Consider the following 13638-nt stretch of genomic DNA (forward strand, 5'->3'; position numbering starts at 1 on the left):
CGCCATGCTCCGATCGCTCTATTCAAGCCGACGCCAAAGCCCATTTGGTCAACGGAGCAAGAGGATGCTCAATGGCCCAGCGACGAGAATTGCGAGAACGATGATCGGGTGGAGACAGGAAAGCAGAACACGAAGTATGGCTTTACGACGGCTCATCAAAACGTCACCTGCTGGGAAAAGTCAGGTGACGTTGGACGCCTCACATTGCAGCGGCATTACCGTCTATCTGTTGCAAACTGATATTACGGAGCGGGCGCGACCCTCAGGTTTCTGAAATACCCAATCGTCCCGGATTCCAGCCAGACACCGACACCTCCGCGTTGATCGGGTCCGAATTTCAGGTCATTGACGATAAGAGCCGGTCGCGTCTTGCCATCGAGATAGAGCTCCGCCCTCGCGCCGGAAACCAAAATGCGCATATGAATCCATCGCCCGAGATCAAGCTCGGCGTAGCTCTCATATTTTTCAGGTTCCTCCGCTCTTAGCCTGTCAAATCGCCAATATGGATAAGCGACATACTGAACGCTGTGATTGCGGCGAACCTGATCGTCTGCGGTGCTGTTCGTCGGCCTGAGATAGATGCTCTCGAACCGTCCTTCTTTATCGATGCGAAACGTGAGACCGATGAAACCGCGAGCATATGCAGGCGCGTCCGGGGCAAGTTCACTCGCTACGTCGACCTCGATCACACCATCTGAGAAGTCCATGGGCAACCATGCCATGAAGTTCCGATCGATTAGCTTCTCAGTTCGCGGATCCTGAACGGCTTTCGACGGCATCGTCATCTTGAAGGCAGGCGCGCCCTCGAAGGAGCTATGCTCTAGAGACACAACCGAGAGCAGAAAGTCCGCAAGCGCCGGATCTGACAAGACGCCTGTTGAACTGCCGTCTGACGCCAAAACGGCCTCGTTCCTCCCATCCATAGGGCCCGATAAAGTCATTTTTCTCTCTCCCTTTTACCAAGCGCAAAATGTCGCAAGCCAAGCTATTCTCCTCCAAGAGAACCAACTCATGCCTGGAGGGCCTGATGGACAGCAGACCGCCATCCATCAGGCAACAATTTTCAGACACGAACCCAGGACGGCGCCACAGTCGGCCCCATTCCGAGGAAGAAACCGAAGTGGATGTTCATCTCTCCGATCGGCTCGAGGAAGCGGCTGTTGCTCAGCGGACCGGCATTGACGGCCTCGAACGACAGCTTTTCAGCCAATTCGCGAACTTGCGCGGTTGCACCTTCATCATCTCCGGCCACAAACACCTGCAGCGTCTTGGCTGCTCGCGCTTCCGGCGAGATCAAGCCTGCAAAGATCGTGTTGAAGGCTTTGACAACATGCGCTCCGCTGTCGAGCTTCTGGATCTCCTCTGCTGCGGACGTTGTGTGACCGAGTAGCAATTCCTTGTAATCCGCGGTGATCGGATTGGAGATGTCGATCAGAACTTTGCCCGTGAGATCACCGGTCTCTGCGAGCACCTGGCCAACGGCCTGATATGGCAGCGCCAACAGGACGATGTCTGCGAGCTTCACCGCGCCAGCGATGCCTCCACCTTCAACATTGGGACCGATGTCTGCGGCGAGCGATGCGGCCTTGGCCGGATCGCGGTGACCAATGACAACGTCGACACCGGAAGCGGCAAATGCCCGGGCAAATCCAGAACCCATATTCCCTGTTCCAATGACTGCAACTTTCATTCTCTGATCCTCTGTTGTGGTTGAAAATTACTTTGACGGTGAAACGAATTAAGATAAATCTCAGAAATATCGCATGACTTGAAACAACGGATTTCAAATGGATCGTTTGACTGGAATGGAAGTGTTCGTCAAATCCGTGGAATGTGGCTCGTTCAGTGCCGCAGCCGACGTCATGCAGATGTCGTCACAGCTTGTCGGCAAGCACGTGCAGAAGCTAGAGCAACACCTTGGCGTGCAACTGCTTCATCGCTCGACGCGACGCCAGAGCCTGACGGATTTCGGTCAGATCTTCTACGAGCGTGCGAAAATCATTCTGGCCGAGGTCGAGACGGCGGAAAGCATGGCGGAAGAAACCCGCGCAGTTCCGGCAGGACGCCTGCGCGTCAACGCCCCTGTGAGCTTCGGCATGCGCACCCTTTCCCCGGTCTTGCCCAAGTTCATGAAGCTGTATCCCGAAGTTGCGGTCGAACTAACACTGGCCAATCGCGCAGTGGATCTGATCGACGAGGGATATGATGCCGTATTTCGGGTCGGAGAGCTTTCGGACAGCGGATTGATTGCTCGACGGCTTTCCCCTTATCGGCTCGCTCTGTGCGCATCGCCCGAATACCTCGCGAAGGCACCACCCTTGGCGTCGCCGCAAGATCTGACACGTCACGAATGTCTTGGGTTTTCCCATACGGAACTGCGCACCCACTGGACGTTTAATGGCCCAGATGGACGTCACGTCATTCCCGTCACGAGCCGGCTTGTAGCCGATCATGGGGAGCCTTTGCTTTGTGCTGCCCTCGCAGGCCTCGGGATCATGTTGCAGCCTTTAGAACTGGTGCGTGACTACCTTGACGATGGTCAACTCGTGGAGCTTTTGCCAGCCTACACGGTCCCGATGCGGCCTTTGCACGTCCTCTACGCGCCAGACCGACGGTTGACGCCGAAACTGAGAAGCTTCCTGGACTTCGTCGTCGCAAATTTTGGGGCCAGCGCATTCGAGGACTGAGGGCGCGGGCGACCAATCGATTTTTGAAAGGTGATTGTCTTGGACCGACTTGAATGTGACCGCATGTTTGCCGCAGTAATCGATACAGGTAGCTTCGCGGCGGCGGCCAAGCGTCTTGGAACGAGTACCGGTCAGGCGTCGAAGCTCGTGTCGCGGCTTGAAAAGGAACTTGGTGTCCAGCTTATCATGCGGACAACACGGGCATTGGGACTTTCGGAGGTCGGCCGTGCCTACTATGAACGCATAAAAGGGATTATCGAGGAGTTCGATGCCCTTGATGCATCGGTACGCAACGCCTCAGGTGCGCCATCGGGCAGGTTGCGGATTACAGCGCCCGTGACCTTCGGCACGACCCAACTGGCTCCTGTGCTGATCTCCTTCGCTGCAGCCTTTCCCGATATCCAGCTGGACGTCAGCTTCTCCGACCGCCTCATCAACCTCGTTGACGAGGGGTTTGATGCGGCGATCCGGATTGGCCAGCCCGCCGATAGCAGCCTCATTGCCAAAAAGCTCTGCGCTGTCCGAATTGTGCTCGTGGCCTCACCCGCCTATCTCGAAATTCGACAATCACCGGCCACCCCGAGTGAGCTTGCTGATCACCACTGCATTGTCGACACCAATTTCAATGATCCCCTTTCATGGCGCTTTAAAAGCGGTGATCGGCACCAAACCATTGCTGCCGAAGTGCGAAGCCGGCTGCATTTCTCGAATGCCGAAGCCTGTCTGGCAGCGGCCGACGCCGGTCTGGGTATCGCCCGTGTTCCCAGCTTCGTTGCCGGCACCAGTCTTCGGGCCGGATCGGTTCGAACCGTTCTCAGCCAATTTGAAGACGAGCCGCGAGGTCTCTACGCCGTCTATCCACCGGCGCGTCATCTTGCTTTGAAAGTGCGCGTCCTCGTCGATTTTCTGGCGGACGCGTTTCGCGGTCAGCCCGCATGGGACAACGGATGGACATAATTGATTCCAATGTGGAAGTAATATCCCTCCCGCAGACGGGATAATCATCGATCTGGAATTGGGCCATATTCCATCTCAGGAATTCACCCAATGAGAAGAGAACGATCATGATTGATACCCGCACTGCTCCATATGCCGCCCTCACATTGCGCGTCGTACTCGGCCTGCTTTTCCTCGCTCATGCCGGCCTGAAAATTTTCGTATTCACCCCGGCGGGCACTGCCGGCTTTTTTGAATCTCTCGGTCTTCCCGGCTGGCTGGCTTACGTTACCATCCTGTGGGAATTGGCAGGTGCCATCGCTCTCATCCTCGGCATCTGGCCGCGCCTGGCTGCCATCGCAATGATCCCCGTTCTGCTCGGCTCAATTTTCACCGTTCACGGCGCAGCAGGCTTCTTCTTCAACAATCCGAACGGTGGCTGGGAATTCCCGGCTTTCTGGATCATCGGCCTGATCGTGCTGGCACTGACCGGCGATGGCGCGAAGGCACTACGCCCCACGCCTATCCGCAAGTAACAACTCAGCGACTACAGCGAACGGAGGAAGCCATGAGCACGACATCAAGCCTGAAGACCGGCATTGGCAAAGTAACCTTGACGGTCAACGACCTCGATCGGGTCAGCGGCTTCTACCAGGAGGCCGTGGGCCTCCATCTCCTTCGCAGCGATGCGGCCACCGCAGAACTCGGCGTTGAAGGAAAAACGCTTCTGGAATTGCGGCGCGATCCCGGAGCACGCCGGCGTTCTCCCCGCGAGGCAGGCCTGTTTCACACCGCCTTTCTGCTTCCTTCCCGTGCCGACCTCGGCCGCTGGATCCAACATGCGATGAAAACGCGCCCGCCGGTGGTGGGCGCATCCGATCACGCGGTCAGCGAAGCCCTCTACCTTTCCGATCCCGAAGGCAACGGCGTCGAGATCTACGTGGATCGGCCGGTTCTGTCATGGCAATGGAAGGACGGACTGGTCCATATGCCCAGCGACCCGCTTGATCTCGATGCTGTGGTCGCAGCCAGCGGCAGCGGCGATTGGAAGGGTTTTCCCGAAGGCTCGACGGTCGGCCATGTGCATCTGCAGGTCGGCGCCATTCCCACTGCTGAAGCATTCTATGCCAAGGTTCTCGGCTTTGCCGTCACCTCGCGCTACCCCGGCGGAACCTTTTACGCCGCCGACGGCTACCACCATCATATCGCAACCAATATCTGGAACAGCCGCGGCGCCGGTGTGCGCAGTTACCCCAGCACGGGTCTTGCCAATATCGAGATCATCGCAACTCCCGAATTTCTGACATCCGTCCACGGGAAGGCCACAGAAGCCGGAACAGCCGATACGACTCAAGGTCTGACCTTGAATGACCCATGGGGCACCGAGATCAGCATCGTATCATCGATCCAACAGGACACGCAGGAGTAGACAATGCTTGTAGAAGGCAAATGGACCGCCGACTGGCACCCGGTGCAGGCAAGCGACGCCAAAGGCGGTTTCGTCCGCCAGATCTCCGGCTTCCGTAACTGGATCACGCCTGACGGTAGCGCCGGGCCGACCGGCGAAGATGGCTTCAAGGCAGAGGACGGCCGTTACCACCTGTATGTCGCGCTGATCTGCCCCTGGGCGTCGCGCACCCTGATCGGCCGCGCCCTGAAGAAGCTCGATGGTGCCATCTCGGTTTCCGTCGTGGAACCGGCATTGTCCGACCAGGGCTGGCGCTTCGGCGACTACCCGGGCTCCGACTTCGACACGCTCAACGGTGCAACCTACATGCACGAGATCTATACGCGAGCCGATCCGGTCTACACAGGCCGGGCAACCGTGCCTGTCTTGTGGGACAAGAAACGCGGCACCATCGTCAACAACGAGTCCGCCGACATATTGCGAATGCTCAATTCGGGGTTTGGATCGCTTGCCGACAACAGCATCGACCTCTACCCGGAGGATCTGCGCGCCGATATCGACGCCTTGAACGAGCGGATCTATCCGATGCTCAACAACGGGGTCTATCGGGCCGGTTTTGCGGTTACGCAGACTGCCTATGAAGAAGCCTTTGCCGATGTCTTTTCGATGCTCGACGGATTGGAAACCCGCCTCGACAACCAGGGCCCATACCTGTTCGGCGATCGATTGACGGAAGCTGACGTCCGGTTGTTCGTCACTCTGGTTCGCTTCGATGCCGCCTATCACGGCCTGTTCAAATGCAATCTGCGCCGGCTTGCCGACTACGCTCGCCTCAGCCGCTACGTGGAGACCATCATCGCAATCCCCGGCATTCGCGCCACGGTCAATATCGACCATATCAAGCGTGGCTATTATTCGATCAAGGCACTCAATCCGAACGGCATCGTGCCAGTCGGGCCGCAACTGCCGTTCGAGCAGGCATAAAGGACCAAACCAATGTCGACAGTCGCAGCGAATATTCTGGTCATCATGCTCCATGGCGTTGGCTCCAGCGGCAATGACCTGGCACCGCTTGGCAATACGTGGAAGACTACATTGCCCGGAGCCGTCTTGGTGTCGCCCAATGCCTCCGCCCCTTCCAGCTTTGGTTCGGGTTTCCAGTGGTTCAGCGTCGCAGGCGTCACGGAAGAGAACCGTAGTGCACGGATTGTCGATGCGCGGCCCTCCTTCGACACGGTGATTTCATCGATCATCGCGGAGAACGGATTTGCCGATAAGCTCGACCGTGTCGCTCTCGTCGGTTTCTCGCAGGGCACGATCATGGCGCTGGATGCGGTCGCGTCAGGCCGCTGGCCGGTTGGTGCCGTGGTCGGCTTTTCCGGTCGCCTCGCCTCCCCGCTTCCGCTTCAGCCGGCTTTGGAAACACCCATCCTGCTGGTCCATGGAAGTGCCGATCCGGTCATCCCCGCGACAGAAACCAGCAAGGCCGCAGCCACTCTCCAGGCACTCGGCCTCAAGGTCGAAACACTCTCACTGCCGGGTGTGCCTCACACGATTTCCGCCGAGGGTGCCGCGCGCGCCGGCAGTTTTCTGGCCGAAGCATTTCTGAAATAGGACGGCAGCCAGAATGGAAATCGGTCTTTACACATTTGGCGACCTGCCCGTCGGCACCCGCGGCCCGGAAGCATCGAAACGTCGACTGCTGGAGATCGTGGAAGCGGCGAAGCTTGCCGATCAGGCGGGCCTTAGCGTCTTCGGCATTGGCGAGCATCACCGGCCGGACTACACGATCTCCGTCCCGGTTGCCATCATGGGTGCCATTGCGGCAGTCACCAAGGATATCCGGATCACCACGGCCGTCACCATTCTCTCTTCATCCGACCCTGTGCGCATCTTTGAAGAATTGGCAACGATCGATCTCCTGTCTTCCGGTCGTGCCGAATTGACCGTCGGGCGTGGCGCCTTCATCGAGTCCTTTCCTCTCTTCGGCTACGACCTGAAGGACTACGACGCGCTTTACGAAGAAAAGCTCGACCTCCTCCTAAAAATTTCGGCCAATGACGCCATCACCTGGCAAGGGCGCTTCCGCCCGGCCCTGAACAACGTCGAAATCGCTCCTCGACCCTATGTGGCAAAGCCGCCAATCTGGATCGGCGCTGGCGGCACTCCCGAAAGCGCGATCCGTGCGGGCCGGGCCGGCGTGCCGCTGAACCTTGCCAATATCGGCGGAGAACCCGCACGGTTTCGGCCGTTCATCGATCTCTACCGCAAAAGCTACGAGGAAGCCGGCCATGACCGGACCGGACTAAAGGTTGGGATATCCAGCCATCTGCATGTGCAGAAGAACAGTCAGGCGGCCCTGGACGAATTCTACCCCCACTACGCTCGATACATCGGCCATAATCTGCCGAATGGCGACAACGGCTGGAAGGTGACGCGGGCAGACTACGAGCGTCTCGCCAGCCCGCACGGCGCCCTTTTCGTTGGGAGCCCGCAGCAGATCATCGACAAGATCCTCTACGAACACGAGATGTTTAGACATGACCGGTTCATGGCTCAGATCGATATCGGCGGCTTGCCCTTCGGAAAGGTTGGCAGCGCGATCGAATTGCTGGCAACCGAAGTGCTGCCTGTCGTGCGCAAGGCAACGGCCGTATCCTCGATTGCAGTTGCATGACCTGTTCTGTCAGCGAATGCGTTCCAGCAGAAGCCTGATCGGTCTCAGACCAGTATCACGATCTTTCCCCCGGCCTCGTTGACTTCCATGCAGCGGTGCGCCTCGACGATGTCGTCCAGTGCGAACACACGACCAATTTTGATCTTGAGATCTCCTTTGGCGATATCGTCAACCAGATCCTGCAGCGGCATCGACATGAAGTCTTCGGGCTCGCCGCTATAGGATGTCAGGGAGACCCGGTTGGGAATGGCATCCATAGGGGCGAAGTCCGCGATGCTCCAGGCATTGCCGACAATGCCGGCCATGCAGACGACGCCGTCACGTTCCGCGCATTGCAGCGAGTCTTGAAGGGTTTTCGCCCCGATCAGTTCAAGCACCCTGTCGAATTTGAAACCGCGGCTCGACAGTTCACCGTTGTCGAGCAGAACCCGGTCAGCGCCGAGATTTTCCAGAAGCGCGACCCGCTCCGCTCTTCGCGTTGTTGCCGTGACATGAGCACCCGCACGCCGTGCCAGCGCAATCGCCGCCATTCCGACCGACGTCGTGCCGCCTCGGATGAGCAACCGGTGCCCGGCCACCAGATGCAGAGACGAGAACAGGGCGCCCCATGCCATCTGAAGCATTTCAGGAAGAGCGCCCAGCGTTTCCCAGCCAAGCGTGGAGGTCATCAGCCGAACCTGGTCCGCAGGAACACAGGTGAATTCGGCATAGCTGCCGTCGAACTGGCGTCCCATTCCCCCCATGACCGTTGCGACGATGTCGCCCTCGGCAAACTCTCCGCCCGGTGCTGCGTCCACGATGCCGACAGCCTCGATACCCAAGATGCGTGGAAAGACGACGCTTGGCGAATGGCCCTGTCGTGTGAAGAGTTCCGACCGATTGAGGCCAAAGGCCTTCACGCCAATCCTGATCTCATCGGCCCTGGGGACGGGTATCGGTCGGGTTTCCAGCCGGAGAACCTCTGGTCCTCCCGCTTCATACACAACGGCAGCCTTCATCATGACAACCTCTCCCTCCCCCGGCATTGGTGCGACCGTCTCACCGATACGAATCCACTGATCACGGCATATCGCCAAGTACTCGCACCATGCCGCGACATGTGCCCGGCAGGTCAAAACCTGCCGGGCACAATCTTCAGCCGATCGGTGGCCACTTAAGCAGCCAACGCAGTATCAGGCGGCGACTGTCGCGCGCGCAAACCCGGCCAGAGGCGCCAAGAAGACAGCACCGAAAGACTGAAGCTTCGCGCGCAGTTCCGCCGGCGGTTCGCCGTAAACGTAGAGCGCATGGATTGTGGCAAGCTTCAAGAACCGCTCGGCAAAGGGGCCGAAAGTGTTTTCGACATGCGGCAGGACGCCATCCATCAGGTATCGTTCGACGATGTGAACGCTGCGCCCGTCTTGCCCGAGCGAATATTCATAGATCAGCGTTTCGGGTTCCTTGTTCGACAGCGCGATAATCTGCGCGATCAGGCCCTTGAACTCTTCGAGAGCCTCAGGCTCCACGGTCATGTGAAAGACGTTGGTGATATAGGTCATCGGTGATGCTCCAAATTAGCATGTCTGGCCATCGCGAGACACGTCTCGTCAAATCGAGGCGTATCTCTCGAGCGGCAACGCGGCGTCAGGCTTTTTCGGTTTCTTCGCCGAAGATCTTGCCGGCACCCGCCCAGTCCGACGGCGCAACGTCTTCGAAGATGACGTAGATGTAGTTCGGGTCGGTTCCTGTGTTCTTGACGATGCTCTCGGTGATTTCGGCGGCAACCGCCTTCTTCGCCTTTGCATCCTTACCGCTGAACCAGCTTACGCGTACGACGGGCATGATAGTCTCCTATGACAGTGGCGGACATCTTCCGCCTCGTGTGTGTGTGAGTTCAAGCCATTGGTGGCCCGATCAGCGCTCCAGGAACGATGAGAGATCGTCCGTGAACTTCGTGGGGTTTTTGAAAGCAAGGAAATGGTCACCCTGCTCTTCGGCCTTATAGACATGCAACTCCGAGCCTGGGATCACGGACTGCATCCACCGCTGGCTTGGCACATTGTTGCTGTTCTCGCCGGTGAAGATGGCGGTTGGCACATCGATCTTATGGCTGACGACATCGCGCCAGTCGTTCATCGCGTGATCGAAGAGGACAAGGCTCATGAACTTCGGGTCATTCTTGATGAACTCCCGAGCAAAGGCTTCCGAATTCTGGAAGGCCGGAGAGCCATTTTCCATGTAGCGTCGCATGGCATTCATATCGACGACCTGATCGTTTGTCGGCGCACCGCCAAAGGCTGCAATCATGCGCTCAGGCGATGTGGTCATGCCGCCGGCGTCAAGCCGTTCTTGCTCTGACCAGTCGGCATGGGTGTAGATTGAGATCGGCTCGTCAATGAACGCCGCCTTGCGGATATTGTCCGTGCCGAACAGATCGATATAGCTCCAGATGACGGACGCCCCCATCGACCAGCCGCACAAGTCAACTCTCTCGACACCGAGATGACCAATGAACTCGTTCAGATCCGCGCCAAAGCGGGCGATCCGCGTCCCGTATTGGACATTCTCGGAGAGGCCCTGATTGCGCGGATCGATCACATAGACATGGTATTTCTGGGCGAGGAGATACATGACATTGACGTAGTCAGCACCATTGGCCGACCAGCCGGGAATGAAGATCAGCGGCCGGCCGCTGCCCGCTTCCCAATAGGAAAGCTTGACACCATCGCTGGTCTCAAAGCTGTTGATCTGTAGCCCGGTAAAGTCGGAGAGCTTCGTCGGCAGGCCTTCAATCTTGTTGGGAAAGACATAGTCCTTGCCAAGCACTTCAATCGCGGGTGCCGCGAATGCAATGCTCGCGGACAAAAGCAGACCTGACAAGGCGCTCATTGTGGACAGAAACTTTTGAGCCATTTCACAAACCCTGCATTTTGGGCGACGAGTTCGCGCTCGTCGTGAACCCTTGCCGATGAACCTGTGGTAATGTAAATCTGAAAGACGATAAACAGCTCGAAATCTACGATGAGTAGAGGAATTTGCTACAATGGCTCAGCTTGAGCAACTCAACGGCATCATCAGCTTTGTCGAAGCGGGAACCCTTCTGAGTTTCACCGCAGCCGCAGACAAGCTGGGCGTGACGAAGTCCGCCGTGGGCAAAAGCGTTGCCCGGCTGGAAGAGAGGCTCGGTGTAAAGCTCCTGCATCGCAGCACCCGCAAGCTGACTTTAACGCCCGATGGAGAGGCCTATCTGGCCAGTTGCCGTCACGCTCTCGAAGAAATCGGTTCTGCGGAAAATGCGCTCGCCGCAAAAAGCCAGCAGCTCGCCGGTCGATTGCGGATTGATGCACCTGCTGCCTGGGGCCGGCAGATTCTGCTGCCCTTGCTTGCGAAGATCACAAAGCAACATCCCGGCCTTTGCCTGTCCCTGTCGCTGACTGACAGGATCATCGATCCGGTCGAGGAGGGTGTGGATCTTGCCATCCGGTTTGGCGAGACCAAAAGCACCACCGGGCTGATCACCCGCAAGCTGACCGAACAAAGAGCGCTGATCGTTGCCTCACCGGATTATCTCAAAGCACGCGGTGAGCCTGTCACGGTCGAGGACTTGCAGGAGCATGACTGCATTGTTGGTTTCCGCCGGGATATCCCAAACACATGGCGGGTCAAGGCGACAGGCGGCACAATCTATCGTGTTACACCACCGCCGACCCATGAGATCGGTGACGGCGCGGCGATTGTCGATGCTGCAGTGGCAAGCCTTGGACTAGCACAAATGCCAAGTTCGCTAGTTGCCAGTCATATCGCAGCCGGAAGACTTGTCTCTGTTCTGGAGGCGTTCACCGGGGCAAGAATCGAGATCTCCGCCATCTGGCCATCGACAAAGCAGCTTCTCCCGCGCGTCAGGCATGTGGTTGAGATCCTCGCAGACGAGGGCCGCCGCGGAAACCTCGGCGAGTAGACAGGCGTCCATACCCGTTTTTTTACCGCTTCAGCCACCAGGCCAGCCAGCGCAACAGGCGCGGCATGACGATCCAGTACATGGCAAAGACGATCAACACGGTCAGGATCATCATTCTGAGGATGAATGGCAGGGCCGTCAGGAGGGGAAACAGGAAGGCCACGGCCAAGGACGCCAGTGGAAATATTCCCATCCAGGTCACCACAGCCATCCGCCAGCGTGCCGGTTGTTTCTGACCTTCCAGACCCGTAGCCGAGAACCACAAGTCGGTCGTATTGAAGACCCGGTATTCGGGCTCATGGTCCGAGACATGCCGCAAGCGTTCATGCCACTCGGCCGCATCCTTCGAGTTGCGCCAGATATCGAGGGCCGCCTGCGTCGTGAAGCACTGGACAATATGAAATTCCTCGCCGTCCATTCTTGGCGGAATGACGGTCGAGAACAGATAACCGGGTGATCTCGAGCAGGCGGCGAGCATGTCCCGAACAAGGCGCTCACAATGGGCTTCCTGACCCGGATTGGCGCGACGATGGATGATGCGTGTAATCTGTGACATGCCGAACTCTGTTTCCTGGGTTTAAGATGACCGCAGGTGGAGCGGTATCCATCCTACGGTCACTCTACCGTCACTGCACCTTGGGAAGCGCATAGGCGATGATGTAATCACCATAGTCCGGAGCCGCACGAGCGCCGTTTGCGGTGACCACGACATACTGTCTGCCGTCTTCTGGCGATATGAAGACCAGTGGCGTGGAGCCTGCGCCAACCGGAAGCGGACTTTTCCAGACGACCTCACCGGTCGTGACGTCGACGGCACGCAGGTAATAGTCGGATGTTGCAGAGAAGAACACCAGACCCGAAGCCGTCGGCGTAGCGCCACCAAGGGTCGGCATGCCCAGTTCGATAGATTGAAGAAGCTCTCAGCCACTGCGTTGTCATGGCAATTACCGCGTCGGCTCATCGAGTGAACCAGATTGTGGTGTTTGAGAAACGAGGCCAAAGGTCGAAAAGGTGGCCTCGGCTTGCCTACTGAATGACTTGCCTGCGACCTCAGGCATGTAGCGCATCAGGAGATTTCGAGGCTGCTCATAGTTATGCATCGATTTTGCATAATGGGCTGGGGTCGCACCGGTAAGCTGCTTGAAACGCTTGGTAAAATGCGCCTGATCGGCAAATCCCACATCAAGCGCAACCTGCGCAACCGGCGCGCCAAGCCTTAAGAGTTGTCGCGATTTTGCAATTCGAGTTTGGGTTAGGTAGGCGTATGGCGTCAACCCGATATGCTTCTGGAAGAGCCGGATTAGGTGAAACAAACCAACACCAGAAGCCGCCGATGCGGCTTCGAGACTGACGTTGTCACAGGCGTGCGCTTGCAAGAATTCCACTGCGCGTTTGACCGCTTTTGGACAGTCCGCTTCGGAGCGTGCAGGTGGGCTGGCCCCATACCGCTCGAACAGAAGTGAAATACCGCAAATCATCGCTTCTTCTGCGGCGGGCGCGTCGTCTAGCGACATGACATGCCGGTGTGCCACTGTAAAGCAGTACCAGATGTCTCGATCACCCACGATTGGCTGCCTGACAACAGCGCGACCGCGTTGATGATGCGCCAGCATGGTCGCAAGTGCGGCTTCCGGCACATAGAGAGCCGCATAGACTAACTCGCGACCGTGCTCGCGCTCGCCTGTATGCATTTCCCCAGCATTGACAACGGACAAGCTGCCAGGTGCAGCATGTTCCAGTGACCTGCCGCGCTTGAATGACTTCACACCCGCATGAATGACGCCGATCATCAACTCGTCATGAGAATGCGGCGCAAATCTGTGCTGCACGAACCTAGCCGACATCAAATCAATGCCGCCAAACATCCGAGAACTGCAGAATGTTGCTCTGTCGAGTGGGTGTTCAAATAGTGTTTCGGTCATCTTCACAAGGTCAGGATCAGACAAGAACCATAGGCCTGTTCATGCTTTATGTAAATCTACAGCGGGCTCCA

Annotated in this window: 15 protein-coding genes and 2 pseudogenes; 8 read left to right on the forward strand and 9 right to left on the reverse strand. The window is 57.7% G+C overall.

The genetic code is table 11. The annotated features are described in order from the left end of the window. Positions 1-242: 242 nt before the first annotated feature. A complete protein-coding gene (locus tag IM739_RS23225) occupies positions 243-941 on the reverse strand; it encodes a DUF1080 domain-containing protein (RefSeq protein WP_237371739.1) in 699 nt (232 codons plus the stop codon). 122 nt (positions 942-1063) lie between these two features. Beyond that, positions 1064-1690, reverse strand: a complete 627-nt coding sequence (locus IM739_RS23230; RefSeq protein WP_237371740.1) for an NADPH-dependent F420 reductase — start codon at positions 1688-1690, stop codon at positions 1064-1066. A gap of 97 nt (positions 1691-1787) precedes the next feature. On the opposite strand from IM739_RS23230, the gene IM739_RS23235 reads away from it, so the two are divergent. The 7 genes from IM739_RS23235 to IM739_RS23265 all read left to right on the forward strand — a co-directional run bounded on the left by IM739_RS23235 (position 1788) and on the right by IM739_RS23265 (position 7708). Beyond that, complete coding sequence (locus IM739_RS23235) at positions 1788-2687, forward strand: LysR family transcriptional regulator (protein ID WP_237371741.1); 900 nt, start codon at positions 1788-1790, stop codon at positions 2685-2687. Between the two features lie 39 nt (positions 2688-2726). Continuing rightward, positions 2727-3644 carry a LysR family transcriptional regulator gene (locus IM739_RS23240; protein WP_037075166.1) on the forward strand — a complete coding sequence of 306 codons (918 nt, stop codon included), beginning with the start codon at positions 2727-2729 and terminating at the stop codon, positions 3642-3644. Between the two features lie 107 nt (positions 3645-3751). Then, positions 3752-4159 (forward strand): DoxX family protein, encoded by a 408-nt coding sequence (locus IM739_RS23245; protein WP_007607340.1) that lies wholly within the window; start codon positions 3752-3754, stop codon positions 4157-4159. A gap of 32 nt (positions 4160-4191) precedes the next feature. Next, complete coding sequence (locus IM739_RS23250; protein ID WP_237371742.1) at positions 4192-5052, forward strand: VOC family protein; 861 nt, start codon at positions 4192-4194, stop codon at positions 5050-5052. A 3-nt stretch (positions 5053-5055) separates the two neighbouring features. Beyond that, positions 5056-6015 carry a glutathione S-transferase family protein gene (locus tag IM739_RS23255; protein WP_237371743.1) on the forward strand — a complete coding sequence of 320 codons (960 nt, stop codon included), beginning with the start codon at positions 5056-5058 and terminating at the stop codon, positions 6013-6015. A 12-nt stretch (positions 6016-6027) separates the two neighbouring features. Then, a complete protein-coding gene (locus IM739_RS23260) occupies positions 6028-6645 on the forward strand; it encodes an alpha/beta hydrolase (RefSeq protein WP_237371744.1) in 618 nt (205 codons plus the stop codon). A gap of 13 nt (positions 6646-6658) precedes the next feature. Next, positions 6659-7708, forward strand: a complete 1050-nt coding sequence (locus IM739_RS23265; RefSeq protein WP_237371745.1) for an LLM class flavin-dependent oxidoreductase — start codon at positions 6659-6661, stop codon at positions 7706-7708. A gap of 44 nt (positions 7709-7752) precedes the next feature. Here the strand turns inward: IM739_RS23265 and IM739_RS23270 are convergent, their stop codons facing one another. The 4 genes from IM739_RS23270 to IM739_RS23285 all read right to left on the reverse strand — a co-directional run bounded on the left by IM739_RS23270 (position 7753) and on the right by IM739_RS23285 (position 10600). Next, a complete protein-coding gene (locus tag IM739_RS23270; RefSeq protein WP_237371996.1) occupies positions 7753-8706 on the reverse strand; it encodes a zinc-binding alcohol dehydrogenase family protein in 954 nt (317 codons plus the stop codon). Between the two features lie 174 nt (positions 8707-8880). Continuing rightward, positions 8881-9246 (reverse strand): putative quinol monooxygenase, encoded by a 366-nt coding sequence (locus IM739_RS23275; RefSeq protein ID WP_237371746.1) that lies wholly within the window; start codon positions 9244-9246, stop codon positions 8881-8883. Positions 9247-9331: 85 nt separating this feature from the next. Continuing rightward, a complete protein-coding gene (locus IM739_RS23280) occupies positions 9332-9529 on the reverse strand; it encodes a tautomerase family protein (RefSeq protein WP_237371747.1) in 198 nt (65 codons plus the stop codon). Positions 9530-9601: 72 nt separating this feature from the next. Then, positions 9602-10600, reverse strand: a complete 999-nt coding sequence (locus IM739_RS23285) for an alpha/beta fold hydrolase (RefSeq protein WP_237371748.1) — start codon at positions 10598-10600, stop codon at positions 9602-9604. Positions 10601-10730: 130 nt separating this feature from the next. On the opposite strand from IM739_RS23285, the gene IM739_RS23290 reads away from it, so the two are divergent. Next, positions 10731-11645 carry a LysR substrate-binding domain-containing protein gene (locus tag IM739_RS23290; RefSeq protein WP_237371749.1) on the forward strand — a complete coding sequence of 305 codons (915 nt, stop codon included), beginning with the start codon at positions 10731-10733 and terminating at the stop codon, positions 11643-11645. Positions 11646-11667: 22 nt separating this feature from the next. Here the strand turns inward: IM739_RS23290 and IM739_RS23295 are convergent, their stop codons facing one another. From IM739_RS23295 to IM739_RS23305, 3 genes and pseudogenes are all read right to left on the reverse strand, one after another. After that, the gene (locus IM739_RS23295) at positions 11668-12201 is read right to left on the reverse strand and encodes an antibiotic biosynthesis monooxygenase (protein ID WP_237371750.1); all 534 of its coding nucleotides are present in this window, start codon (positions 12199-12201) and stop codon (positions 11668-11670) included. Positions 12202-12271: 70 nt separating this feature from the next. Further along, positions 12272-12550, reverse strand: a pseudogene (locus tag IM739_RS23300) (membrane-bound PQQ-dependent dehydrogenase, glucose/quinate/shikimate family); the annotation flags it as partial. Positions 12551-12799: 249 nt separating this feature from the next. Then, positions 12800-13567, reverse strand: a pseudogene (locus IM739_RS23305) (AraC family transcriptional regulator); the annotation flags it as partial. Positions 13568-13638: the final 71 nt, after the last annotated feature.

It is taken from the genome of Rhizobium sp. SL42, assembly GCF_021729845.1.
GTDB lineage: Bacteria > Pseudomonadota > Alphaproteobacteria > Rhizobiales > Rhizobiaceae > Allorhizobium.

Bases quoted from the DNA above. Each gene is read 5' to 3' on its own strand.
- IM739_RS23225 (WP_237371739.1), bottom strand. From the start codon at position 941: ATGACTTTATCGGGCCCTATGGATGGGAGGAACGAGGCCGTTTTGGCG.
- IM739_RS23230 (WP_237371740.1), bottom strand. From the start codon at position 1,690: ATGAAAGTTGCAGTCATTGGAACAGGGAATATGGGTTCTGGATTTGCC.
- IM739_RS23235 (WP_237371741.1), top strand. From the start codon at position 1,788: ATGGATCGTTTGACTGGAATGGAAGTGTTCGTCAAATCCGTGGAATGT.
- IM739_RS23245 (WP_007607340.1), top strand. From the start codon at position 3,752: ATGATTGATACCCGCACTGCTCCATATGCCGCCCTCACATTGCGCGTC.
- IM739_RS23250 (WP_237371742.1), top strand. From the start codon at position 4,192: ATGAGCACGACATCAAGCCTGAAGACCGGCATTGGCAAAGTAACCTTG.
- IM739_RS23255 (WP_237371743.1), top strand. From the start codon at position 5,056: ATGCTTGTAGAAGGCAAATGGACCGCCGACTGGCACCCGGTGCAGGCA.
- IM739_RS23260 (WP_237371744.1), top strand. From the start codon at position 6,028: ATGTCGACAGTCGCAGCGAATATTCTGGTCATCATGCTCCATGGCGTT.
- IM739_RS23265 (WP_237371745.1), top strand. From the start codon at position 6,659: ATGGAAATCGGTCTTTACACATTTGGCGACCTGCCCGTCGGCACCCGC.
- IM739_RS23270 (WP_237371996.1), bottom strand. From the start codon at position 8,706: ATGAAGGCTGCCGTTGTGTATGAAGCGGGAGGACCAGAGGTTCTCCGG.
- IM739_RS23275 (WP_237371746.1), bottom strand. From the start codon at position 9,246: ATGACCTATATCACCAACGTCTTTCACATGACCGTGGAGCCTGAGGCT.
- IM739_RS23280 (WP_237371747.1), bottom strand. From the start codon at position 9,529: ATGCCCGTCGTACGCGTAAGCTGGTTCAGCGGTAAGGATGCAAAGGCG.
- IM739_RS23285 (WP_237371748.1), bottom strand. From the start codon at position 10,600: ATGGCTCAAAAGTTTCTGTCCACAATGAGCGCCTTGTCAGGTCTGCTT.
- IM739_RS23290 (WP_237371749.1), top strand. From the start codon at position 10,731: ATGGCTCAGCTTGAGCAACTCAACGGCATCATCAGCTTTGTCGAAGCG.
- IM739_RS23295 (WP_237371750.1), bottom strand. From the start codon at position 12,201: ATGTCACAGATTACACGCATCATCCATCGTCGCGCCAATCCGGGTCAG.